This window comes from Sinorhizobium meliloti (assembly GCF_017876815.1).
Classification (GTDB): domain Bacteria; phylum Pseudomonadota; class Alphaproteobacteria; order Rhizobiales; family Rhizobiaceae; genus Sinorhizobium; species Sinorhizobium meliloti.
This window is the reverse complement of record NZ_JAGIOS010000001.1, coordinates 2216752-2240153: the sequence shown is the minus strand read 5'-3', so window position 1 is coordinate 2240153 and position 23402 is coordinate 2216752. Positions and strand designations below refer to the sequence as shown.

The 23402-nt window shown below is 64.7% G+C and carries 23 protein-coding genes; 15 read left to right on the top strand and 8 right to left on the bottom strand.

What is annotated here, in order from left to right; translation table 11 throughout:
• Positions 1-98: 98 nt before the first annotated feature.
• The 6 genes from JOH52_RS10535 to JOH52_RS10515 form a co-directional block, all read right to left on the bottom strand.
• Positions 99-1148: an ABC transporter permease gene (locus tag JOH52_RS10535; protein WP_010970014.1), complete on the bottom strand. Its 1050-nt coding sequence runs from the start codon at positions 1146-1148 to the stop codon at positions 99-101.
• A 122-nt stretch (positions 1149-1270) separates the two neighbouring features.
• Entirely contained in the window at positions 1271-2755 is a 1485-nt protein-coding gene (locus JOH52_RS10530) for a sugar ABC transporter ATP-binding protein (protein WP_014526962.1), read from the bottom strand.
• A 132-nt stretch (positions 2756-2887) separates the two neighbouring features.
• Entirely contained in the window at positions 2888-4075 is a 1188-nt protein-coding gene (locus JOH52_RS10525; RefSeq protein WP_013844792.1) for a sugar ABC transporter substrate-binding protein, read from the bottom strand.
• Between the two features lie 462 nt (positions 4076-4537).
• The gene (locus JOH52_RS10520) at positions 4538-5311 is read right to left on the bottom strand and encodes an SDR family oxidoreductase (RefSeq protein ID WP_010970017.1); all 774 of its coding nucleotides are present in this window, start codon (positions 5309-5311) and stop codon (positions 4538-4540) included.
• 44 nt (positions 5312-5355) lie between these two features.
• The gene (locus tag JOH52_RS35895; RefSeq protein ID WP_013844795.1) at positions 5356-5478 is read right to left on the bottom strand and encodes a hypothetical protein; all 123 of its coding nucleotides are present in this window, start codon (positions 5476-5478) and stop codon (positions 5356-5358) included.
• A gap of 60 nt (positions 5479-5538) precedes the next feature.
• A complete protein-coding gene (locus JOH52_RS10515) occupies positions 5539-6609 on the bottom strand; it encodes an Ldh family oxidoreductase (RefSeq protein WP_013844796.1) in 1071 nt (356 codons plus the stop codon).
• A gap of 121 nt (positions 6610-6730) precedes the next feature.
• Between JOH52_RS10515 and JOH52_RS10510 the strand changes: the two genes are divergently transcribed.
• The 15 genes from JOH52_RS10510 (at position 6731) to JOH52_RS10440 (ending at position 20680) form a co-directional block, all read left to right on the top strand.
• A complete protein-coding gene (locus JOH52_RS10510; protein WP_010970019.1) occupies positions 6731-7438 on the top strand; it encodes a GntR family transcriptional regulator in 708 nt (235 codons plus the stop codon).
• 241 nt (positions 7439-7679) lie between these two features.
• Positions 7680-8450, top strand: a complete 771-nt coding sequence (locus JOH52_RS10505) for an SDR family NAD(P)-dependent oxidoreductase (protein WP_010970020.1) — start codon at positions 7680-7682, stop codon at positions 8448-8450.
• A gap of 35 nt (positions 8451-8485) precedes the next feature.
• A complete protein-coding gene (locus JOH52_RS10500; protein WP_107010528.1) occupies positions 8486-9580 on the top strand; it encodes a glycerol dehydrogenase in 1095 nt (364 codons plus the stop codon).
• Between the two features lie 17 nt (positions 9581-9597).
• The gene (locus JOH52_RS10495) at positions 9598-10326 is read left to right on the top strand and encodes an SDR family oxidoreductase (protein WP_013844797.1); all 729 of its coding nucleotides are present in this window, start codon (positions 9598-9600) and stop codon (positions 10324-10326) included.
• Position 10327: 1 nt separating this feature from the next.
• Positions 10328-11092 (top strand): SDR family oxidoreductase, encoded by a 765-nt coding sequence (locus JOH52_RS10490; protein WP_013844798.1) that lies wholly within the window; start codon positions 10328-10330, stop codon positions 11090-11092.
• Positions 11093-11122: 30 nt separating this feature from the next.
• Positions 11123-11767: a glucose-6-phosphate isomerase gene (locus JOH52_RS10485; RefSeq protein ID WP_010970025.1), complete on the top strand. Its 645-nt coding sequence runs from the start codon at positions 11123-11125 to the stop codon at positions 11765-11767.
• Positions 11764-12417 (top strand): bifunctional 4-hydroxy-2-oxoglutarate aldolase/2-dehydro-3-deoxy-phosphogluconate aldolase, encoded by a 654-nt coding sequence (locus JOH52_RS10480; RefSeq protein WP_010970026.1) that lies wholly within the window; start codon positions 11764-11766, stop codon positions 12415-12417. The genes JOH52_RS10485 and JOH52_RS10480 overlap by 4 nt, the downstream gene beginning before the upstream one ends.
• Positions 12414-13367 carry a shikimate dehydrogenase family protein gene (locus tag JOH52_RS10475; RefSeq protein WP_010970027.1) on the top strand — a complete coding sequence of 318 codons (954 nt, stop codon included), beginning with the start codon at positions 12414-12416 and terminating at the stop codon, positions 13365-13367. The genes JOH52_RS10480 and JOH52_RS10475 overlap by 4 nt, the downstream gene beginning before the upstream one ends.
• A 4-nt stretch (positions 13368-13371) precedes the next feature.
• Positions 13372-14304, top strand: a complete 933-nt coding sequence (locus JOH52_RS10470) for a phosphoglycerate dehydrogenase (protein ID WP_010970028.1) — start codon at positions 13372-13374, stop codon at positions 14302-14304.
• Positions 14301-15161, top strand: coding sequence for an MBL fold metallo-hydrolase (locus JOH52_RS10465; protein WP_013844799.1), 861 nt, complete (start codon positions 14301-14303; stop codon positions 15159-15161). Before JOH52_RS10470 ends, JOH52_RS10465 begins: the two co-directional genes overlap by 4 nt.
• 12 nt (positions 15162-15173) lie before the next feature.
• Positions 15174-16064, top strand: a complete 891-nt coding sequence (locus tag JOH52_RS10460; protein ID WP_010970030.1) for an SIS domain-containing protein — start codon at positions 15174-15176, stop codon at positions 16062-16064.
• A 2-nt stretch (positions 16065-16066) separates the two neighbouring features.
• Positions 16067-16813 (top strand): deoxyribose-phosphate aldolase, encoded by a 747-nt coding sequence (deoC, locus tag JOH52_RS10455; protein WP_010970031.1) that lies wholly within the window; start codon positions 16067-16069, stop codon positions 16811-16813.
• Positions 16814-16817: 4 nt separating this feature from the next.
• On the top strand, positions 16818-18365 hold the full coding sequence (locus tag JOH52_RS10450) for a xylulokinase (protein WP_014529862.1): 1548 nt from the start codon (positions 16818-16820) through the stop codon (positions 18363-18365).
• Entirely contained in the window at positions 18362-19891 is a 1530-nt protein-coding gene (locus JOH52_RS10445; RefSeq protein ID WP_010970033.1) for a xylulokinase, read from the top strand. The genes JOH52_RS10450 and JOH52_RS10445 overlap by 4 nt, the downstream gene beginning before the upstream one ends.
• A 30-nt stretch (positions 19892-19921) precedes the next feature.
• Positions 19922-20680 carry an SDR family NAD(P)-dependent oxidoreductase gene (locus JOH52_RS10440; protein WP_010970034.1) on the top strand — a complete coding sequence of 253 codons (759 nt, stop codon included), beginning with the start codon at positions 19922-19924 and terminating at the stop codon, positions 20678-20680.
• A 219-nt stretch (positions 20681-20899) separates the two neighbouring features.
• On the opposite strand, the gene JOH52_RS10435 is transcribed toward JOH52_RS10440, so the two are convergent.
• The gene (locus JOH52_RS10435; protein WP_014529863.1) at positions 20900-21892 is read right to left on the bottom strand and encodes an ABC transporter permease; all 993 of its coding nucleotides are present in this window, start codon (positions 21890-21892) and stop codon (positions 20900-20902) included.
• Positions 21889-23394, bottom strand: coding sequence for a sugar ABC transporter ATP-binding protein (locus JOH52_RS10430; protein WP_010970036.1), 1506 nt, complete (start codon positions 23392-23394; stop codon positions 21889-21891). Before JOH52_RS10430 ends, JOH52_RS10435 begins: the two co-directional genes overlap by 4 nt.
• Between the last annotated feature and the right edge of the window lie 8 nt (positions 23395-23402).

Here is a 23402-nt window from a genome sequence, read left to right as displayed (position 1 = left end):
GCGCTCTATCCTTTTGGAACTACGCACTCCCCGACGAATACCGCCCCACACTTTTCCACATCCCGCTCTATTGCAGCGCCGGGCTCTCTTCATAGATCTCAAACGCGCGTCATGCTGCGACGGCGCCATTGGTCGAAGATCACGACGACCACGATGACGACGCCCTGCGCGATGCGCTGCCAGAACGGGCTGACATCGAGCAGGTTGAGGCCGTTGCCGAGCACGCCGATGATGGCCGCGCCGATGATCGATCCCCATACACCGCCTTCGCCGCCGAAGAGATTGGTGCCGCCGATGACGACGGAGGCGATGGAACGCAGCTCCTCGCCATCCGCCATAAGCGCATTGGCGGAGTTGAGGCGCCCGACCAGGATGATGCCCGCGATCGCGGCCAGAAGGCCGGAAATGGCATAGGTCATGATCTTGGTGCGCGAAATGCTGATGCCGGACGAATGGGCGGCCGCACGGTTGCCGCCGACAGCGTAGATCGCTCGCCCGAGCGCGGTGTAGCGGAGCACGTACCAGCCGGCAGCCGCGCAGAGCAGAGCGATGAGCGCGCTCACCGGCACCCCGAAGAGCTGGCCGCCGCCGACCCAGATCAGGCTTTCGGGAAGTTGCCGGCCGGCATTGAAGGAGGGGACAGGCAGGCCGTCGGTGACCAGCAGCGCCGCGCCGCGGAACGCCGTCATCGTGCCGAGCGTCGCGATGAAGTCCGGGATCTTGAACTTGGAGATGAGCCAGCCGTTGAGCGCACCGGCGGCCATGCCGATGAGAATCCCGATGAGGATCGCCACCGGCGGCGGCACGAAGCCGAAATCGATACCGAACAGCACGAGCGGCTGCGTGAGTAGGACGGCGGTTATCGAGGCGGAAAGCGCCGCGATGGCCGCGACCGAAAGATCTATGCCGCCCGTCAGGATGACGAATGTCTGCCCGACCGCGAGAATGGCGACGAATGCGGACTGCCGCGCCACGTTGGAAAGGTTGTCGAGCGTCAGGAAGTTGGATGTGGCAAAGGCGAGATAGGCCATGAGCAGGACCAGGGCGATCAGCGGACCAGCCTGAAAGACGACCGCCTTCAACTTCGTCTTGCGGGCACCAGCCCCACCGGCCGGGATGTCCGGGTTCTTTTCCGCACGCATATCCATTCCCACTCCCTAGATCACGATGTTTTTAGGTCGGGTCGACCTAAAAACATGAACGTGATCGATTCCAATAGATTAGAGCGGGATGCGGGCGGAAAACCGCACACACTTTTCCTCATCCCGCTCTAGCTTGCATATCGCAGCAGGTTCTGCTGCGATATCTCTTCCCTCGGCAGCTCCGCCGAGAGGCGTCCGCTCCGCATGACGAGCACGCGGTCCGCCATGCCGATCAGTTCGTTGAGCTCCGAGGAGATCATCAGAATTGACGCGCCTTCCGACACCAGCCGGCTCATCACCGCGAACACTTCTGCCTTGGCGCCGACATCGATGCCGCGGGTCGGCTCGTCGAAAATCAGGATCCGCGCGCCGCTCGACATCCACCGCGCCAGAATGACCTTCTGCTGGTTGCCGCCGCTGAAGAAGAACAGCTTGTGCGTGGTGGAAGCCGGACGGATGCGCAGATCGGAAATGTAGCGGCTGCCCTCCTCGCGCTCGCGCGTAAGATCGAGCCGCGACAGAAGCGACTTCCCGGAAAGCCAGGAGAGGCTGAGATTGGGACCGACCGGCTGCATCGGCACGAGGCTCTGCCGGCGGTCGCGGGAGATCAGACCGAGCCCCGCCGCGATCGCATCCGAGGAATGCCGGAAATCCGCGCGCTTGCCCCCGACCTCGATCGAACCGGTCTTGACCGCCTGCAGGCCGAACAGGGCGTTGGCGATCTCGGCCTGTCCCGCGCCCATCAGGCCGTAGATGCCGAGGATTTCGCCACGGCGGAGGGTGAAGGAAAGATCCTTGAGCGTGCGGCCGGAGGCGAGGTTTTCGACGGCAAGCACGGGCGCCCCGAGTTCCACCGTTTCCTTGGGAAACTGTTCCTCCAGCCTGCGGCCGACCATCAGCCTGATCACCGTCGCCTCGTCCGCCTCGTCGGCAGGCAGCGTCTCCACGACGAGGCCGTCGCGCAGCACCGTGACGCGATCGGCGATCATCGGAATTTCCGAGAGGTGATGGGAAATGTAGATGATGCCGTGGCCGCGCTGTTTCAGGCGACGAATGACATCGAAGAGCCGGCTGCGCTCATTATCCGAGAGTGCCGAGGTGGGCTCATCGAGCAGAAGGATGCGCGGGCCGCGCTCCAGGACGCGGGTAATCTCGATCAATTGCTGCTCGGCCACTTCGAGCGTGCGCACTTCGGCTGTCGGATCGATGGAAACGCCGAGCGCCTCGAGAGCGCGGCGCGCGTCCTCGTAGGCCTTGCCCCAGTTTATCCTGCCGAACGCATTGCGCGGCATCCGGCCGATCAGGATGTTTTCGGCGACGCTGAGCGCCGGGACAAGACTCAGTTCCTGATGCACGAGGCCGATGCCGAGTTCGGTGGCAAGCGTCGGCGTCAGCGCCGAAACCTTGCGGCCACCCACCACGATTTCCCCGCCCGTCGGCGCATGTTCGCCGGCGAGAATCTTCATCAGCGTCGACTTGCCCGCGCCGTTTTCGCCGAGAAGCACCTGCACCTCGCCCGCGCGCACCTCTAGCGAGATCGACTTCAACGCCACGACACCGGGAAAGCGCTTCTCGATATTCTCGAGCTTCAGAAGGATTTCGTGCTGGTCCATGCCCCACAACTACCGCTAGGAACTGGCACTGAACGTGCCCTTTCTACCTCCGCACGCCGTTTGCATCTGCATACAAGCGGCGGCGCGGAGCACCCCTCTCTCGAGAAGATGCTCCGCAGCCCTGGGAGAAGCTCAGTCGGCTTTCTTGCAGTTCGCCCGGATGGTCTTCCAGTCGATCGGCTCAAGCTTCGGTTCCGGATAGAAGTTGCGCGCATTCGCCTCGTAAACGCTGCGCGGGCGAATGTCGAAGGTCTTCGGCACTTCCAGGCCGCAGGCGAGTTCGACGGCAAACTTGGTGCCGAACCAACCCCAATCGGCGAAGCCATGGGTCGTTTCGGCGATCATCTTGCCCTCGGCTATGCGGTCGACCGACTCCGGCGTGACGTCATTGGTGAAGATCGCCACCTTCGTGTCACCGACAGCCGCGCCGTCCTGCGTGGTTTCGAGCCGGTTCTGCGAGCCGGCCACCAGCATCGCTCCGAGGCCCATCTCGTTCGACGCCGCCCAGATGAAATCGAGATTGCCCTGATTGGCCTGCAGGATATCCTCGGCGCAACGCGTGCCCTTCTCGCGGTTCCAGTCGCCGGCGCAGGTGCCGCCCACGATCTCGATACCCGGGAACTGCTCGAGCACCTTGCGGAATCCCTCGAGGCGGGCCGTCGAGTAGAAGCCCCCGGCAACACCCTCGATGATGGCACCGCGCGCCTTGATCTTGGCCTTGTCCTCGGCCGAGAGCTTGGAAGCGATATCCTCCCAGAACTTCAGGTCGAGATAGGTGCCGGGTTCGACATCGACCTTGTCGCCGGTACCAAGCACGCCCGGACCGCCGAAATAATCTACGACCGAATAGGCGCTCACCTCCGCGCCCTGCGTGTTGTCGAAGCCGATGTAGGACGAGACGTCAACGCCGTCGATCGGCTCGAGCAGATTGACGACGACGACCGGGATGCCGGCTGCCGTGGCGCGGGCAAGGGCCGGCTTGACGGTTGCGACTTCAGCCGGGGAAACGGCGATGAGATCGACCTTGCGCTGAATCATGTCCTCGATGATGCTGACCTGCTCGGCGAAGGCCGTAGGGCTGGTCGGCGACTTCGTCAGAACCTTGACGTTGAAACCGTTCTTATTGGCGTCCTCGGCAGCCAGCTCGAAGAAATTCGTGGCCGTCTTGAAGACGCCGGTAATGTCCGGCGGCACCCAACCGATGGTGACGTCGATATTTTCGCCGTCCTGCGCAACGGCCGGCACAGCGCCCAGCATCGGCAAGACTGCGATAGTGGCTGCCGCCGCGAACAGCGATGATTTTGCGAGCTTTTTGAACATAGCTCCCCTCCCTCTCGAATTCTCCTCCACACGTGCGGCGGACGCCGACCGGCTCTCCCACTCTCACGCAAGGACGATGCTAGACAATGCCATTTCGTAATTCAACTACATTTTTTGCGGGTCCTGCTTGCGATAAGCCATGCTTCATTTCAACAAAGCGCAAGCAAACCGTTCTATGATGGAAAATCCCAGAGAGAATCAGGCAGGCATCTGAACTGGGTATGTAGCGTGACTACATTTTACCCAGGAGCAAGGGGGCGCCGCCAGAAACTCCAGCCGGCGCCTATTTATCATGTTGTACGTATAGCATGTCAGGATGATAAATGAAACCGGGATCGCTCCCGCCCTCCCTAAAGGCCGCAATCCCGGACGGAAACCGCTACGCACCTTTCCTGGAATCGCTCTGGCCCTTTGCCGCAATCCCGGACGGAAAACCGCTACGCACTTTTCCTGGAATTGCTCTTACCAGCAGGTATAGCCGGCATCCGCGGCGACGATGGAACCGGTCATGAGGCTGGAGGCGTCGGAGGCCAGGAAGAGCACGACCGAGGCGATCTCGTCCGGCTGGCCGAGGCGATGCATCGGCGTCATGTCCAGCCATTGCTCGTACATCGGCTTGTCCTCCTTGGCGAAAGTCAGAAGCGGCGTGTCGATATAGGTCGGCGCGACGGAGTTCACCCGCACGCCTCGGGCCGCCCACTCGGCAGCGAGCGAACGGGTCAGGTGATGGACGCCCGCCTTGGCCGCATTGTAGTGCACCTGCTGTTGCGGCCGGTTGACGATCGTGCCGGACATGGAACCGATCGTGACGATCGATCCCCTGCCCTTGGCCAGCATATGCCTGCCGAAGGCCCGGCACGACCGGAAAGCGCCGCTGAGATTGATGCCTATCATCCGCTCCCAGTCCGCATCCGAGAGCTCTTCGGCCGGAACGCCGGCATGGGCGATCCCGGCATTTGCGACGAGGATGTCGGCCGCCCTGCCGCTGACCGCCAGCCGGTCCGCCACCGCATTGACGGAAGCGCTGTCGCCGATGTCGATCAGGTCGGTCTCGACCACGTATCCTTTGGCTGCAAGCGCGGCCCGGCCGGCTTCGCAGCGCTCCGCGCTGATGTCGGTCAGCACGACCGCCGCGCCCGCTTCGCAAAGCGCTTCGGCGCAGGCAAGGCCGATCCCCTGCCCGGCTCCCGTCACCACCGCCACGCGGCCGGAAAGATCGAATTTCCTCAGGTACATATCATTCCTTTCTGGCCGGGCACTGCCGGTCCGTCATTCCCACCTCAACCGTGCTGGATATAGACGGCTTGCGTTTCCGCATCCGCGCATTCCTGCGCCATGGCGACCGGCGCCATCGAGGTCAACAGCGCTGCGGCCAGCAACCCCTGCTTCAGCATCGTTTTCATGTTATTCCTCCCCAGTTGATGGCCGGAGGCTCCCTGCCCCGGCACGTGTTGGCTATGAAACTAATTCTCCTCGGAGTTTCCGGCCGGTTCGGCCGGGTCCCGCAGCAGACCAAGAAAGGCCGCGGTATCGGGATCGATCGGAATGCCGGTTTGCGCACGTGCGGCTTCGACACGCCACTCGCGGTCGCCCGGCGCCAGCACTTCGGCCCCCTCCTGCGCGGGCGCGGCCCGCAGGGCTTCCAGATAGGCAGCCATGCCCCGGTTGAAGACGTCGCGTCCGCCAAATCGGTCCGGATCGATGGCAAGCAGGAAATGACCCATTCCGCGCGGGGTCGAATAATCGTCCGTTCCGACCATGGGCATGAGGTCATGATCAAGGGTCATACCCTGCAGGATGGCCGACAGCAGCGTCGCGACGCCGGCAAGAGCCGCGCCCTTGAAGGAGAAATCCACACCGCCGAGCGGCAGAAGCGTCCTGCCTTCAGAAGGCTCCATGGTCGGCTGGCCCTCCTCGTCGACTGCGACCCCCGCCGGCAAGGACACGCCGAGAGACTTGTAAAGAAGCAGCCGGTTCAGCGGGATAGACGAGGTTGCCATGTCGAGCAGCCAAGGCCGCGCGCTGCCGCTCGGAGCGGCAAAAGCCAGGGGGTTGGTGCCGTGGAAAGCCTCGCGACCCTGAAACGGCGCAACCACCCTATCGGAATTGGTGGTGGCAAAGCCGATCATACCCGCCTCGGCGGCGATCCGTGCATAGGCGCCAGCTGCGCCGAAATGCGAGGAACGAATGACGCCGACCGCGCCGATGCCGCTTTCGCGCGCCAGTTCGATGGCTTGACCCATGGCGACATAGGCCGCGTGGTGGCCGAGAGCGTTGTCGCCGTCCACGACGGCCGTGGCGGCCGCGGTCCGGCGGACCGTCATGCTCGGCGTGCCGTTGACCCGGCCGCCCCGCAGCACGCGGTCATAATGAACCACCAGCCGCACGCCGTGACTGTCCACCCCGATGCGCGAGGCGTGCATCATCGCCCGCACCGCTGCAGCGGCCGAGTCCTGTGCAGCGCCGGCCTGGCGCAACGCGTTTTCGACTCGCGCTTCGAGCAAATCAGGGGCAACTAGTGTCTGGACGGACATATCAAGCCTACCTAGAGATTGCGGGCGACGAGAATTGACGTATCATATCTGATATCTCAGTGTAAATATCAGACAGGTTCGACGTGCCTGCGTTCGAGCTTTTGAATGGAAGGGAGACCTCATGAACACACTTGACCGCGGCCCATCGCTGACCGACCAGGCGGCGCAGCAAATCCGCAGCCGTATCGTGCGCGGCGAGTTCCAGCTCGGCGAACCGCTCTCGGAGATCGCGCTCGCCAGCGAGCTTGGCGTTTCCAAGACGCCCGTGCGCGAGGCGCTGATGGTGCTCAAGCGCCAGGGCCTCATCGAAGTGCATCCGCAGAGAGGCTCGTTCGTCTTCGACATGGATGCAAATCAGGTCCGGAAGCTTTCCGAGCTGCGGGAGGTGCTCGAACTGGCGGCCATGCGGATGGCGCTTGCCACCGACCGCCAGGCGCTCACCCGGCAATGGGCCGATATCGTCAAGGAGATGCGCGAGGCACTCGATGCCGACGACGCGGAATGCTACCGCACTCTCGACGGCGGCTTCCACATGGTCCTTTTCGAACTCGCCGACAATGCCTATCTTCTGGAGGCCTACGAACTGATCGCCTTCCGCGTGCAGGCGCTGCGCAACCGCCTTTCGCTCGCCCCTTCGCTCAACGCCTCCTCGTTCGAAGACCATGTGCGCCTTGCCGAACTGGTCGCGGGAAGCGACGACGATGCCGCAATCGAGCTCATGGGCCGGCACATCGCCTCGACGCGGGAACACTATCTGGCTGCGGCAAAGGCGCGCGACGCTGAAGGGGCGGCGGCGGCCAAGGGACGACGCCGCGCAACCCGTCGCTGAGGTCCCACCCTTCCAGCGGTCCGGCCGGAAACGGCATTGACGCCGGACGCCCATACAATAGCCCTCCCATTGTAGCTAAGCTACATTTTACCGAAGCCATATCACGATAAATGTAGTAATTTCGTGCTTTACCCGGTAATTCCATCCCCCAACCCTAGATTTTCGGATTGACACTCGATTGTCAAGGTAATTAAACTACATTTTTAGAGGCGCCGGGATGCGCCAGCCAGGGAGGGGAAAAGTGTACGCTGAGCTTTTCAGACTGAATGGGCGCGCCGCTTTCGTGACCGGCGGCAGTCGCGGCATCGGCTTCGCCTGTGCCGAGGCGCTTGGCGAAGCCGGTGCGCGCGTGGCCATCTCCGCCCGCTCGCGCGACGAAGGCGAAAAGGCTGTCCGGCAACTGAGGCAGAAGGGGATCGAGGCGATCTACCTGCCCGCCGACATTTCCAACGAGAGCGCTGCGCAGCAGGTCGTCAGGCAGGCAGCAGCAGAGTTGGGCGGGCTCGACATCCTCGTGAACAATGCCGGGATCGCGCGCCATTGCGACAGCCTGAAACTCGAGCCGGAAACCTGGGACGAGGTGATCAACACCAATCTGACCGGCCTTTTCTGGTGCTGTCGCGCGGCTATCGAGACGATGTCGGCGGCCGGGCGCGGCTCGATCGTCAACATCGGATCGATCTCGGGTTACATCAGCAACCTGCCGCAGAACCAGGTCGCCTACAACGCCAGCAAGGCGGGCGTGCACATGTTGACGAAGTCGCTCGCGGGCGAATTCGCCAAGAGCAACATCCGCATCAACGCCGTCGCCCCCGGCTATATCGAGACGGCGATGACGCAGGGTGGTCTGGATGACCCCGAATGGTCGAAGATCTGGCTCGGCATGACGCCTTTGGGCCGCGCGGGCAAGGCCAGCGAAGTGGCGGCGGCGGTGCTGTTCCTCGCTTCGGACGCCGCCAGCTATATCACCGGCTCGGTGCTCACCATCGACGGTGGCTACACCATCCACTGACCTTCACACCACCATGCAGCGATAGGAGCATTTGAATGGCACGGGCATTCGGCGGTCCGAACAAATACATCCAGCGTGCGGGCGAGATCGACAAGCTGGCGGCCTATCTGGCGCCGCTCGGCAAACGCGCGCTCGTCCTGATCGACCGCGTGCTGTTCGACGCACTCAGCGAACGCATCGGCAAAAGCTGCGGCGACTCGCTCGATATCCGCTTCGAGCGGTTCGGCGGAGAGTGCTGCACCTCGGAGATCGAGCGCGTACGCAAGGTCGCAATCGAGCACGGCAGCGATATTCTCGTGGGCGTGGGTGGGGGCAAGACGGCCGACACCGCCAAGATCGTCGCAATCGACACTGGCGCGCGCATCGTCATCGCACCGACGATCGCCTCGACCGACGCGCCCTGCAGCGCGATTGCCGTGCGCTACACCGAACATGGGGTTTACGAGGAGGCGCTCCGCCTGCCCCGCAACCCGGACGCCGTCGTCGTCGATTCCGCGCTGGTGGCAGCCGCGCCGGCACGCTTCCTCGTCGCGGGGATCGGCGATGCGCTTTCGACCTGGTTCGAGGCCCGCTCTAATATCGAGTCGCGCACCGACAATTATGTGGCCGGCGGCTTTCCCGCTACCGAAGCCGGGATGGCGATCGCCCGGCATTGCCAGGATGTGCTGACACGCGATGCCGTCAAGGCGAAGATCGCCGTCGAGGCCGGCCTGCTGACCCCAGCGGTCGAAAACATCATCGAGGCGAACACGCTGCTGTCGGGCCTCGGTTTCGAGAATTGCGGCTGCTCGGCCGCCCATGGCATCCATGACGGCCTGACAGTGCTGGAGGAGGTGCATGGGTATTTCCACGGCGAGAAGGTCGCCTTCGGCACGCTTTGCCTGCTGATGCTGGAGAACCGCGACCGAGCCGAGATCGAGGCGATGATACGCTTCTGCCGCAGCGTCGGACTGCCGACCAAACTGGCGGACCTCGGCATCGTCGATGACGTCCCCGCCAAGATCGGCCGCGTGGCGGAAGCCGCCTGCCGGCCCGGCAACATCATCTATGCCACGCCGGTCACCATTACCGTACCGGCCGTGCGCGACGCGATCCAGGCGCTCGACGCCTTTTCACGCAGCATCCACTGACCGACGGGAGGCAAGCCATGACCGGCAGAAAGCCGCTCGTCATGATCACCGGCGCAAGCGCCGGCATCGGTCAGGAAACCGCACGCGTCTTCTCGGCTGCCGGTTATCCCCTGCTTCTGATCGCCCGCCGATCCGAACTGATCGAGGCGATGGCGCTTCCGAACATGCTCGCGGTCGCCGCCGACGTCCGTGACTATGATGCGCTCGCAAGCGCGATCCGGCAGGGTGAGGCGCGGTTCGGCCCGGTCGACTGCCTCATCAACAATGCCGGCGTCTCCCGTCTCGCCCGGCTCGACGAGCAGGATCCTGCGCAATGGCGCGATCTCGTCGACATCAACTGCCTCGGCGTTCTCAACGGCATGCACGCGGTCGCTCCCGGCATGAAGGAGCGGCGCTGCGGCACCATTGTCAATGTCTCCTCCATCGCAGGCCGCAAGGTCTATCCGCACCATGACGTCTATGGCGGCACCAAGCATTTCGTGCATGCCGTCAGCGAAGGCATGCGCCAGACCATGTCGTCATATCGCGTCCGCGTCATGGTCATCTCGCCCGGTGTTGCGAAGTCGGAGATCGACAAGACCATCACCCACCAGGACGCCTACGATTTCTGGGACAGCGGCCGCAAACAGCTCGACGGCGGGCTGGATGCAAACGACATCGCGCGGACCATGCTCTTTGCCTACGAGCTGCCGCAGGACGTCAATCTCCAGGAGATGACGATCACCCACACAGGCCAGGAATTCTGACATGACGGAAATCCCCTCCTTCGACGACCTGCTCGATTTCAGTGGCAAGACCGTCGTGGTCACGGGCGCCGCCACCGGCATCGGCAGGGCAGTTGCCGAAGCTTTCGCCACGAAGAGGGCGCGCGTCGCGCTTCTTGACCGCGACGCCGCCGTTTCGGATGTGGCCGTTTCGCTCGGCACCGGCCACATCGCCCATGTGGCGGACGTGACGGACGAGCAGGGAGTCGAGCGAGCCGTCAAGTCGGTGACCGAAGCCTTCGGCCGGATCGACATTCTGATCAACAATGCCGGCATCGGGCCGCTTGCCCCTGCGGAAAGCTATCCGACGGCCGAATGGGACCGCACGCTCGCCGTCAATCTCAAGGGTGCCTTCCTCATGGCGCGTGCGATCGCCCCCGGCATGCTGGAGCAGGGGTCGGGCCGCATCGTCAACATGGCCTCCCAGGCGGCGATCATCGGCATCGAGGGCCATGTCGCCTACTGCGCCAGCAAGGCGGGCATCATCGGCATGACGAACTGCATGGCGCTGGAATGGGGTCCGCGCGGGGTCACCGTCAACGCGGTCTCGCCGACAGTGGTGGAAACCGAACTCGGGCTGACCGGCTGGGCTGGAGAGAAAGGCGAGCGCGCCAGGGCCGCCATCCCGACGCGGCGCTTCGCCAAGCCATGGGAGATCGCCGCATCGGTACTCTACCTCGCCAGCGGCGCGGCCGCGATGGTCAACGGCGCGAACCTCATGATCGACGGCGGTTACACGATCACCTGATACCAAGAACGAGACATACGAGGAATCACTTTGACAAAGCTATTTGAGCCCGCAGGGTGCCGGGTCGACCTTCGGACCGGTGCCATGAGCGATGCAACGGGCGCCTACCAGAAACGCTTCCGCGATCTCGCCGGTCTTTATGCCGACGAGGCGGCATTCTCTGCCATGCAGGAAACCTGGAACGATACGGTCGTCTACGAGGTCTCGGAGTTCCGCCCCAACGAACGCACCGGCGACCTCATTTTCGGCGTCACCCGCATGCTGCCGGGCAAGGTGGGCGAAGAGTATTTCGTCACCCGCGGCCACATTCACAAGCAATCGGACCGGCCGGAAATCTACTACGGTCAGAAGGGCCGCGGCCTCATGCTGCTGGAATCTCCGGAGGGCGAAGTCCGCGTCGTGGCCGTCGACGCGCAGACGGTCTGCTACGTGCCGCCGTACTGGATCCACCGGTCGGTGAATATCGGCGGCGACGAGCTCGTGATGCTCTTCTGCTACCCTGCCGACTCTGGCCAGGACTACGACTGCATCGCCAAGGCGGGCGGCATGCGTGCGCGCATCATCGATGACGGCAGGGGCGGCTGGAAACAGATCGACAACCCCAACTGGCGGATGCGCGACGCGGCGACGGTCGCCGCGCTCTATGGCCGCGAGAAGAAGGAAGAAAACGCATGATTGCTCCGTTCGACCAAGCCGCAACTCTCGGTGTCGTCCCGGTCATCGCGATCGAGCGCTCCTCCGACGCCGTCGCCCTGGCCGATGCGCTTCTCGAAGGCGGCTTGCCGCTTGCCGAAATCACATTCCGCACCGAAGCGGCCGCCGAGGTGATCGCGATCATGGCCGAGAAGCGCCCGGAACTGCTGGTCGGCGCCGGGACGATCCTGACGCCGGACGCTTTGCGTGCAGCGATCAGCGCGGGTGCGCGCTTCGGCCTCGCGCCCGGCTTCGACGCCGAGATCGTCGCGGCCGCCAAGGCCAAGGATTTTCCATTCGCTCCAGGCATCATGACGCCCTCCGACCTGACGGCCGTATCCCGCAACGGCCTGAAGCTCGCCAAATTCTTTCCGGCCAAGGCGGCCGGGGGCCCGTCGATGCTGGAAGCGATCAGTGCCCCCTTCGCTCATCTCGGCACCCGCTTCGTGCCGACCGGCGGCGTCAGTCTCGACAACATGCATGAATGGCTGAAGCTCGGTGCGGTGGCCGCCGTCGGCGGCACCTGGATCGCCACCAAGGCCGACATCGGCGAAGGTCGTTGGGCCGACATCACGGCAAAGGCGCGCGCGGCAGTCGCACGGGCAAAGCAAATACGCGAGGTGACGCGATGAATCGCTACCAGCCCGCGATCCAGCCAACCTTCTACTTCATCGGCGTGACGACGTCGAAAAGCTCGATCATGCGGGTCTTCCCCGCCTGGGCGCGTCACCTCGGCCTGAAGGACGCGGTCCTGAAAGGTATCGACTTTCCGCTTCATGCCGACCCGGCGGCCTATCGGGAGGCCGTTTCCTTCATCAAGTCGGACCCGCTGTCGCTCGGCGCGCTGGTCACGACCCACAAGATCGACCTGTTCAATGCGGCACGCGATCTCTTCGACGTGATCGATCCGCATGCACTGCTGATGCATGAGACGAGCTGCCTGTCGAAACGCGGCGGCAAGCTCGTCTGCCACGCCAAGGACCCCATTTCATCGGGTCTCGCCATCGATGGCTTCTTGCCGGCCGGCCATTTCACCGAAACCGGCGCGGAAGTTCTGTCGATGGGAGCCGGCGGTTCGACCATCGCCATCACCTGGCATCTCATGCAGGAAAAGCGAGGGGACGACTTGCCCTCGCGCATCGTCGTGACCAACCGGTCGCGCCCCCGCCTCGAGGAATTGAAGCGGATTCACGAGGCAATGGGCGCCCGCGTGAAGGTCGACTATGTCCTGGCCGACCGGCCGGAGCTGAACGATGCGGCCATGGCCTCGCTGAAGCCCGGTTCCATGGTGATCAACGCGACCGGTCTCGGCAAGGACGCGCCGGGTTCGCCGATCACCGATGCCGGCCTTTTCCCCAAGCGCGCCATCGCCTGGGACCTCAACTATCGCGGCGACCTCGTCTTTCTCGATCAGGCGCGACGGCAGCAGGCCAGGCGCGGGCTGCAGGTGGAGGATGGATGGACCTATTTCCTGCACGGCTGGACTCAGGTCATCGCGGAAGTGTTCGACATCGTCATTCCGACCTCCGGGCCGGCCTTCGACGAGATTTCGCGGATCGCCATCGAGGCGGCAAAGGGGTGACGCCGTGAAGCGCATTCTCGTGACCCCCCGTTCGCTCTCCCTCGCCCCGCCGCCGGAACTCGAGCCGCTTCGGCAGGCTGGATTCGAGCTCGTATTCTCCACGCCGGGCCGTATGCCGGACGAGGCCGAACTGATCGATCTCGTGCCGGGCTGTGTCGGCTGGCTGGCGGGCGTCGAGCCCGTTTCCGACAGGGTCATCGCCGCCGCCGACAGTCTGCGGGCGATCAGCCGCAACGGCACCGGCATCGACAATCTGCCGCTCTCCCTGCTGAAGGGACGTGGCATCCGCGTCCTCAAGGCCGAGGGGGCCAACGCCGTCGGCGTGGCGGAACTTGCAGTCGGGCTTATCCTTGCCGCCCTGCGTCACATTCCAGCCGAAACGGCCGGCATCCGCGCCGGCGGCTGGCCCCGCTCGCGCGGCAAGGAAATCGCCGAACGCACCGTCGGGATTATCGGTTGCGGCGCGATCGGAAAACGCGTTGCACGCGCCGTCTCGGCGATGCGGGCCAGCGTCATCGCCCATGATCCGTTCCGCCCGAACGTCGAAGTGTATGGCCCTTTCAAATGGGGGAGCCTTGACGAGGTCTTCGCGGAGGCGGACATCGTCTCGCTGCACTGCCCGGCACCTGCCGATGGCCGCCCGATCGTCGATGCGGCGCGTCTGGCGGCAGTGCCCCCGCACGCCATCCTCATCAATACCGCACGCGCAACACTGGTGGACGAGGTGGCGGTGCGCGCCGCACTCGACGAGGGCCGGCTGCAGGCCTATGCGACCGATGTCTTCGTCGAGGAACCGCCGGCGCCCGGCTCCCTTGCCAGCCATCCGCGCGTCATCGCCACCAGCCATATCGGCGGCTTGACCGACGAGAGCGTCAGCAAGGCGACCGCGATTGCCGTGACGAACCTTCTCTCGGCCCTGGAGGAGGAGAGCGCATGATGTCGCTGTCGACCGTGCCTTTTTCGGGTTCGCTTACCGAGCGGCTCGCCGCGCCGACCGCCGGCGGCATCCGGCTCTATTGGCTCGGGCAGGCCGGTTTCGTGATCGCGACGAACCGCTTCCGCATCGTCGTCGACCCCTATCTCTCCGACAGCCTCGCGGAAAAATACCGCGGCAAGCGCTTCGAGCACGACCGCATGATGGCGGCACCGGTCGCCCCGTCCGCGCTCGGCCCGGTCGACCTCGTGCTCGTGACGCATCAGCATACCGACCACATGGATCCACAGACCCTCATGCCGATCGCCGCGGCCAACCCGGATTGCCGCTTCGTCGTGCCCCGCGCCGCGCTGGCTGCCGCGCAGGAGCGTATCGGCGTCAGGCCGGAACGGCTTGTCGCAGTCGACGCGGGCGAGCGCATCGAACCTCTTGCCGGACTCGGCGTCACCGCAATCCGCGCCGCGCATGAAACACTCGAACGCACCCCCGGGGGCTGGCACAGGTTCCTCGGTTATGTGATCGCGGCCGAGGGTGCGCGCCTCTACCATTCCGGTGACACGATCCCTTACGAGGGTCTCGTCGAGGAGGTATCGCCCTTCCGGGTAGACCTGGCGCTCCTGCCGGTCAACGGCCGCCGCGCCGAACTTACGGAGGCCGGCATTGCCGGCAACCTGACGCTGGACGAGGCATGCCTGCTGGCGGAGCGGATCGGCGCGTCCGACATGATCGCCCATCACTACGGCATGTTCGCCTTCAATACCGAAGACCCTCGGGTGATCGACGCCAAATCGGCGGCCGCTGATTGCAGGGTACGGCTCCATCGGGCAAAGCTGTCGGTCGAATACCGACTGTCCAAGTAACCGGGGATCTCCATGTCGACCAATGCGCTCCAGCCCAAAACGATCGGCGGCAACAACAACATACTCGAAGTCATCAGGCTGAAGCGCGCGGATCTGCGCAAGTCGGACCGCAAGGTAGCCGAACTCGTTCTGGCCGATCCGAAGCGCGTGATCAATGCGACCATCGCCGAGGCGGCGGAATGGGCGGAGGTGAGCCAGCCGACAGTGATCCGTTTCTGCGCCTCGATCGGATGCCAGGGATATCAGGACTTCAAGCTCCGCCTCGCCCAGAGTCTGGCGCTGGGCATGTCCGCGACCCACTCGGTCATCGACGCCGACGACACTCCGGCCAAGGTCTCGGAGAAGATCTTCGACTATACGATCACCAGCCTCGACTGGGTGCGCAATCACCTCGACCCGGTCCAGGTCGACCGAGCCGTCGACGCGCTCGCCAAGGCCAATCGCATCGAGTTCTTCGGCTTCGGCGCATCGGGCATCGTCGCGCGCGACGCCCAGCAGAAGTTTCCCCTCTTCGGAGTCCCCTGCGGCGCGGAAACCGACGCCCACCAGCAGATCATGGTCGTTTCCATGCTGAAGCCCGGCGACGTCGCGGTCGTCATCTCCAATACCGGCGCGACGCTGGCGATCATCGAAACCGCGCGCCGGGCGCGCGAGAGCGGCTGTCAGGTCATCGGCATCGTCGGCTCGGACGGCCCGCTGGTCGAATTCTGCGATATCGTGCTGATGGTCGAGACGCTGGAAAACACCAACATCTACACGCCGACGATCTCCCGCATCGCCGCGCTGACGGTCGTCGACATCCTGTCCACCAGCGTCGCACTGCGCCGGGGCGCAGAGCATGTCGATCTTTTCACCGGCATGAAGCGCAATCTTCGTTACCTACGCACGAGCACAGAGACATAGAGATGAACAACATAAGCAACCGCCGTCAGCCGCCGGCCTCGCTCGCCCCTCGCGATCTCGCCGCCTTGATCGATATCAGCGCCGTCCAGGCCTTCCACACGGAGGCGGACGTGCGGGAGCTGGCGGGAATCGCGGTTGCGGAAGGGTTCATCGCTGCGCATGCCCTGCCGAATTTCGTGCCGCTGCTCAGAAGCCTCGTCCCCTCGGGCGGCCTGACGCTTGTCGGCGGTCCGGTGGGCTTCCCCTCGGGCGGCCACAGCACCCGTACCAAGACCGCCGAGGCTGTGGAGCTTGCCGAGAACGGCGCGCAGGAACTCGACATGATGATCAATGTCGGCCGCATCAAATCCGGCGACTTCGGTTATGTCCGCAGCGAGATCCGCGCCATCGTGGAGGCGATTGCCCCGGTGCCGCTCAAGGTCATTCTGGAACTCGCCCATCTGACGGACGAGGAGATCCGGGCGGCGTCGGCGATCGTTGCCGAAAGCGGAGCCGCCTTCGTGAAGACCGGCACCGGCTGGACGCCGAGCGCCACGACGCTGGAAAAGCTGAAACTCATCGTCGAAACCGTTGGGGGCGCGGTGGAGATCAAGGCCTCCGGCGGCATCCGTTCGCTCGATGCCATCGCCGGCATGATGCGTCTGGGGGTCACCCGCTTCGGCATCAACACGCAGGTCGCCGTCGACCTCGTGCGCCAGTGCGCCGCCCTGCCCGGCGGCCGCCTCGACATTGCCGGCAAGGCGGGCTGACGCTATGGGCGACACCGTTGCGGCATTCGACCTCGGGACCGGTGGCGTCAAGGCGGCGATATTCCGTCCGGACGGGACCTGCATTGCGGAAGAGGTCGTTTCCTACAGAACGTTCTACCCCTCGCCCTCCTGTCACGAGCAGCGTCCCGAAGACTGGTGGGAGGCTATTTGCGCCAGCCTGCGGACTCTGTTCGAGAATACCGCGGTAAAGGCCGGCGACATCCGCGCCATTGCCGTGTCCGGCCACAGCCTCGGCTGCCTTCCGCTCGACGAAAACGGCGCGCTGCTGCAGGAATTCGTACCTATCTGGTCCGACGGACGCGCCGTCGCGGAAGCGGAGGATTTCTTCACACGCGTCGATCCGGACACCTGGTACCGGACGACCGGCAACGGTTTTCCGGCGCCCCTCTACACCGTGTTCAAGGCCATGTGGCTGCGCCGGAACGCACCCGACATCTTCGCGCGGACACGCACGATCATCGGCACGAAGGACTACATCAACCTGCGGCTGACCGGCCGTATTGCCACCGATCCGTCATATGCCTCGGGCACCGGCGTCTACGATCTCAAGGCAGGGCGCTATTCCGCCGAGCTTGTCGAAGCGGCGGGACTGAGCCGGGAGCTGTTCCCGCCCATCGTCGCCTCCACCGATGTCCTCGGCGACGTCCTGCCGGAAATTGCCGAACGGCTCGGTCTCTTCCCAGGGGTGAAAGTCGTCGCGGGTGGCGTAGACAACAGTTGCATGGCGCTTGGCGGCCGCACCTTTCTCGAGGGCGACGCCTATGCCTCGATGGGCTCATCGAGCTGGATCACCGTTTCCGCTTCCGAGCCCCTCCTCGACGATCGGGTGCGTCCCTTCGTGTTCGCCCATGTGGCGCCAGGCATGTTCATTTCGGCGACCTCGATCTTTTCCTCCGGCACGAGCTTCAACTGGGTGACGGACACGCTGCTGCCGGACGTGAAGCATGCGGCCAAGGTTGCCGGCATGGACGTCCATGACGCGCTCTTCCGGCTCGCCGGCGAGGCTCCGGCCGGTGCGCGCGGCCTGATCTTCGTGCCGACGCTCGGCGGCGGCACGAGCTTCGAGGGCGGGCCGGCGGTGCGCGGAGGCTTCGTCGGGCTGGACCTGCAGCACGGCCGTGCCGACATCCTGCGCGCAACACTCGAGGGGGTGGCACTCGGCCTGCGGATCGCCTTGGACGAGTTGCGCCGGATGACGGCCATCGGCCCGGAAATGATCATCGTCGGTGGCGGCGCGCGCAGCGCCTTCTGGCGGCAGGTCTTCGCCGATGTCTTCGACTGCGCGATCGTCAAGACGAGGGTCGATCAGCAGGCGGCGGCACTCGGTGCTGCGGCGCTGGCCTTCGTCGGCATGGGTCTGTGGGAGGACTTCCTGCCGATCCGCACGCTGCACGTTGCGGAAGGACGCAGCGAACCCGCGCCGGAAGCGCGCAAGGTCTACCGGGCCGCGCTTGCTGCCTATCGTCGGGCGGCCGAGCAGCAACACGAACTGTCCGGCGCACTCGCCGCATTGAGGGAGGCCGCAACATGACCGGAGAACTCTTTCTCGCGATCGACGTCGGTACCGGGAGCGTGCGGGCGGCGCTCATCGACACCCGCGGGAAGATCGTCGAAATCGCCGCGCGCGAGCACGACCAGATCGTGCCGCAGTTCGGCTGGGCAGAGCAGCGACCGCTCGACTGGTGGGAGGGGGCCTGCACCGCCGTTCGAACCGTGCTCGACAAGGCGGAAGGCGCACGCGAGCGCATTTCCATCATCGCTGTATGCGGCCAGATGCACGGTCTCGTGCTCATCGACGATGCCGGGCAATTGACGCGCGATACCGCACCGCTCTGGAACGACAAACGCACGCTGAACCTCGTGCGCCGTTTCGAGGCGGAGAACGAGCCCGACAGCTATCTCGCCGAAAGCGGCAACACGCCGACCCCGGCCTGGCCGGGCTTCAAGCTGCAATGGGTGCGCGATGCCGACCCCGGGGCTTATCGGCGCAGCGCCGTCGCCATCATGCCGAAGGACTACATCAACTTCCGGCTGACCGGCGAGATCGCCATGGATACCGGCGACGCCTCCTGCAGCTTCCTGATGAACCCTGCAACGCTCGCCTGGTCGCCGGCGATGATCGAGCGAATGGGGCTTGATGCCCGGCTGCTACCGCCCATCCGCAATCCCCTGGAGATCATCGGCCGCGTCACGGACCAGGCCGCTCTCGCGACAGGACTGACCGCCGGCACGCCCGTCATGGTGGGCGGAGCGGACTATCCGATGGCGCTGCTCGGCTCGGGCGTCTGCCGGCCCGGCCTCGGATCGGACAGCACGGGCACCGGTGCCATCGTCACGATGATCGCCGACAAGCCCCTGCTGGATCCGGAGATTTCCAACGTCGCCACCATCGAAGGCAATTGGGCTCCCTTCGTGCTTCTCGAAACCGGCGGCGACGGCATGCGCTGGGCGCGGCGCGCCTTCCATGACGGCGCGCTGAGCTATGGCGACATCGTCGCGCGAGCCGAAAAGGCGCCGGCCGGCTGCGAGGCACTGCTGTTCATGCCGTTTCTCACCGGCGAGCGCCTCGGTCAGCATCGCAATGCGCGGGCACAGTTCTTCGGCCTCGGCGCCGGGCACGGCATGGAGCACCTGCACCGGGCCATTCTGGAAGGGATCGCCTTCGCCATGGCCCGTCATATCCGTATCATGGAGCATAGCTCGGGCAAGCGCCTGGAGCGCATGATAGCGGCCGGCGGCGGTGCCCGCACGAAGCTATGGCTCAAGATCAAGGCAAGCGTCTTCGACACACCGGTGCTGGTGCCGCAAGAACCCGAATGCGGCCTCATGGGCTGCGCGGCCATGGCCGCGACCGCGACGGGCCGCTTTTCCCGGCCGGACGACGCGGCGGACGCCTATGTGCGCTATGCGGACGAAATCGCGCCGGACCCCGCATGGGTCGAGGTCTACAGCCATGTCCAGCCGGTTTTCGACCGGCTCTATCATCACAGCATGGCGCTTTATGACGACATGGATGCGCTTGCCGCCCGGATCCACCCGCCCGGCACGCGGACCTGAACAACGACTATCATGCCTGAGGAGGAATTCATGAAAGACATCATCGATACGTTTCGTCCGGACCTTTTTGCCGGCAAGGACATTCTCGTCACCGGCGGTTCGTCCGGCATCGGCCTTGCCATCGCACAGGGCTTTGCCCGGCTCGGCGGATCGGTCATCGCGCTCGGCAGTTCGGAAACAAAGCTCAAGGCTGCCGCGGCCGACCCCGAAAACACGGCAATCCGCTTCGAGCGGGTCGACGTGCGCGACCCGGAAGCGATCAACGCCTTCGCCAGGACGCTGCGCAAGCTCGACGTTCTGGTCAACGGCGCAGGCATTGCCCGGCCCGAGGCGGAATTCGAGGACGCCACCTACATGGAGGTGATGGACGTCAACCTGAATAGCCAGATGCGCTTCGCCATGGCCGTCCTGCCGCTCCTGAAGGCCTCGCGCGGTGTCATTCTCAACACGGCCTCGATGCTGAGCTATGTCAGCGATCCGCTCGTGCCGGCCTATGGCGCCAGCAAGTCGGGCGTGCTCGGCCTCACGCGCCATCTCGCTCACGCCTTCGGCCCGGACGGCATCCGCGTCAACGCCATCTCGCCCGGCTACCACAAGACCGACATGACGAAGGGTCTTTGGACCGACCCGGTACCGGCGGAGAAGATCGCCCAGCGTTCGGCGCTCAAGCGCTGGGGCACCGTGGACGACCTGGTCGGAACCGCCCTCTTCCTCGCCTCGCCTGCCGCGAAATTCATCACCGGCGCGGACTTGCCAGTCGATGGCGGCTTCGTGGTCGGCGGCTTTTAGTCAGATCACGGTGATTTCAGGTCGGATCGACCTAACATCATGAGAGCGGAATCGGCCGGAGAACCGCGTACACTTTTCCTCATCCCGCTCTCACTAATTTGCCCCTCATCCGGCCTGTCGGCCACCTTCTCCCCGCAAGCGGGGCGAAGGCCCCTGGGCTCCTCCGCCACCATGATCACCAGCGTTGCGCGGGGCACGTCCCCTCGCCCCTTGGGGGACCTAACGGCGCGACCGGGCGGTGACGAACTGTATGAGCATTGCCAGGATGATGATCAGTCCGAGATAGACGTTCTGGTGATAACCCGGCACGCCGGCGAGGTTCATGATGTTGGTGATGATGCCGAGGATCAGCGCGCCGAGCAGCGTGTTGAACATGCCGCCGCGCCCGCCCATGAGGCTGGCCCCGCCAATCACGACCGCCGCGATGACATCGAGCTCCGCACCGACACCGACCTGAGGCGTGCCGATGCCCGTCCGTCCCGCGGCGACGATACCCGCGACGGCGGCGAGCGCGCCGCTGATGACATAGACCGACAAGACATAGCGCTCGACCGGCACGCCGGAGAGCCGCACGGCCTCCTCGTTCGAGCCGATCGCGGTGACGATGCGGCCGAAGCTCGTATAGAGCAGCACCACGCCCCCGATTGCATAGATGACCAGCATCAGGATCGCTGGCTGTGGAATGCCGAAGAGAAAGCCGCTGCCGAAATCGACGAGCGACGCGCCGGGCGATCCCATGGTGATTGGGCGGCCAGCACTGATGATCAGCGAGATTCCGCGGGCGATCGCCATCATCGCCAGCGAGATGACAAAGGACGGCAAACGCATGTAGGCGACGAAGAAGCCGGTGACCACGCCGCAGGCGGCGCCGGTCAGAATGACCAGCAGGATCGCCATCGGCACGCCGTAGCCCTGTGCCGCGACAAGGTGGGCGCAGAGCACGGATCCGACGGCGGCGATGGAGCCGACCGAGAGGTCGATGCCCCGCGTGAGCACGACGAAGAGCATGCCGATGGCCATGATGCCGGCGCCGGAGGCGACCTGGCGCACGACGTTCATCAGGTTGCGCTCCGTCAGGAACGCATCGGACCAGAAGGACGCGACGATCACCAGCACCAGGAAGATGCCGAACGTGCCGTAGTGGCGGATCGCGTTTAGAACGCGCGGCGTAAACGACGAGGCCGCGGCGGCGCTTGCTGACGTAATGCTCATTGGCTTGTCTCATCCCTTTCCCTGGCCGACCGGGTCATTGCCAGCGTCAGCAATTGCTGCTCGGTGAACTTGCTTTCGGTGAGTTCGCCGACGATAGCCCCTTCCGCCATCACGAGAACGCGGTCGCAGATGCCGAACAGTTCCTGATGCTCGGACGAAATAACGAGGATTGCTTTCCCCGCTTTGGCGAGGTCATTGATCAGATTGTAGATTTCGCCTTTCGCTCCGACGTCGACGCCGCGCGTCGGTTCGTCGAGTATGAGCAGGTCGCAATCGGCGTGAAACCATTTGGCAAGCGCCACTTTCTGCTGGTTGCCGCCGGAAAGACTCGAAACCGGCGCGTCGACGCTCGACGCCTTGAGGCGCATCTCGGCGCCAAGCGCCACGGCGACCTGCCGCTCCTTGCCCGCGTCGAGGAAGCCGAGACGGGATATGCTGCGGATCTTGGCAAGCGTCGTGTTGATCCGGATCGGCGCATCGAGGATGACGCCCTGCTGCTTGCGGTCTTCCGGAACGAGGCCGATGCGGGCGCGCACGGCCTCGCGCGGTGAGGAGAGATGGAGCGGTTTGCCGTTGAGTTCCACAGTGCCCGAATCCATCTTGTCGGCGCCGAAGACGAGGCGGGCGACTTCGGTACGGCCGGAACCGACGAGACCCCCGAGGCCGACGACCTCGCCGGCACGGACCGAGAAACTGACGTCGCGGACCTTGCGGCCGCGCGAAACGTTGCGCACGCGGACGACCACCTCGCCCGGCACACGCCCGGCCTTGGATGGAAAAAGCGCGGACATCTGCCGCCCGACCATGCGTGCGATCACCGCGTCGACATCCGTTGCGGAGGTCTCCAGCGTTTCCACATGCGAGCCGTCCTTCATGACGGTGATGCGGTCTGAAAGGTCGAAGACCTCGTTCAGACGGTGGGAGATGTAGACGGCGCCGGTACCGCCCGCGCGCAACTCGCGGATGATCGCGAGCAGGCGCTCGGCATCGGTGTTGGCAAGCACCGCGGTCGGCTCGTCGAAGACGATGATGCGCGCCCGGTTGGAGAGTGCCTTGGCGATCTCCACGACCTGCTGGTGGGCGACTGTCAGGCGTCCGGCGTGGATGGCGGGGTCGATGTCGAAGCCGAGACGTTCGAGGATTTCGCTGGCTGCCTTGCGCAGCCGGCGGTGATTGACGATGCGCGGCAGGCGCCCGAGAAAGATGTTCTCCGCGACGGTCAGGTCGGGCGCCAGCGCCAGTTCCTGATGGATAACCGAAATACCCCGGCCGGCGGCGCCCCGCGGGCCGGAGTGCTGCATCGTCTCGCCGTGAATGCTGACGGTCCCGGAGGTCGGCTTCATTTCGCCGGCAAGCACGCGCATCAGTGTGGATTTTCCCGCGCCGTTCTCACCGACCAGCGCATGGACTTCGCCGGCCCTCAGGTCGAAGTCGACGCCCTTCAGGGCCTGTACTCCGCTAAAGTTCTTGCTGATGCCGGACAGACTGACAAGTACGGTCATTGGCTCTC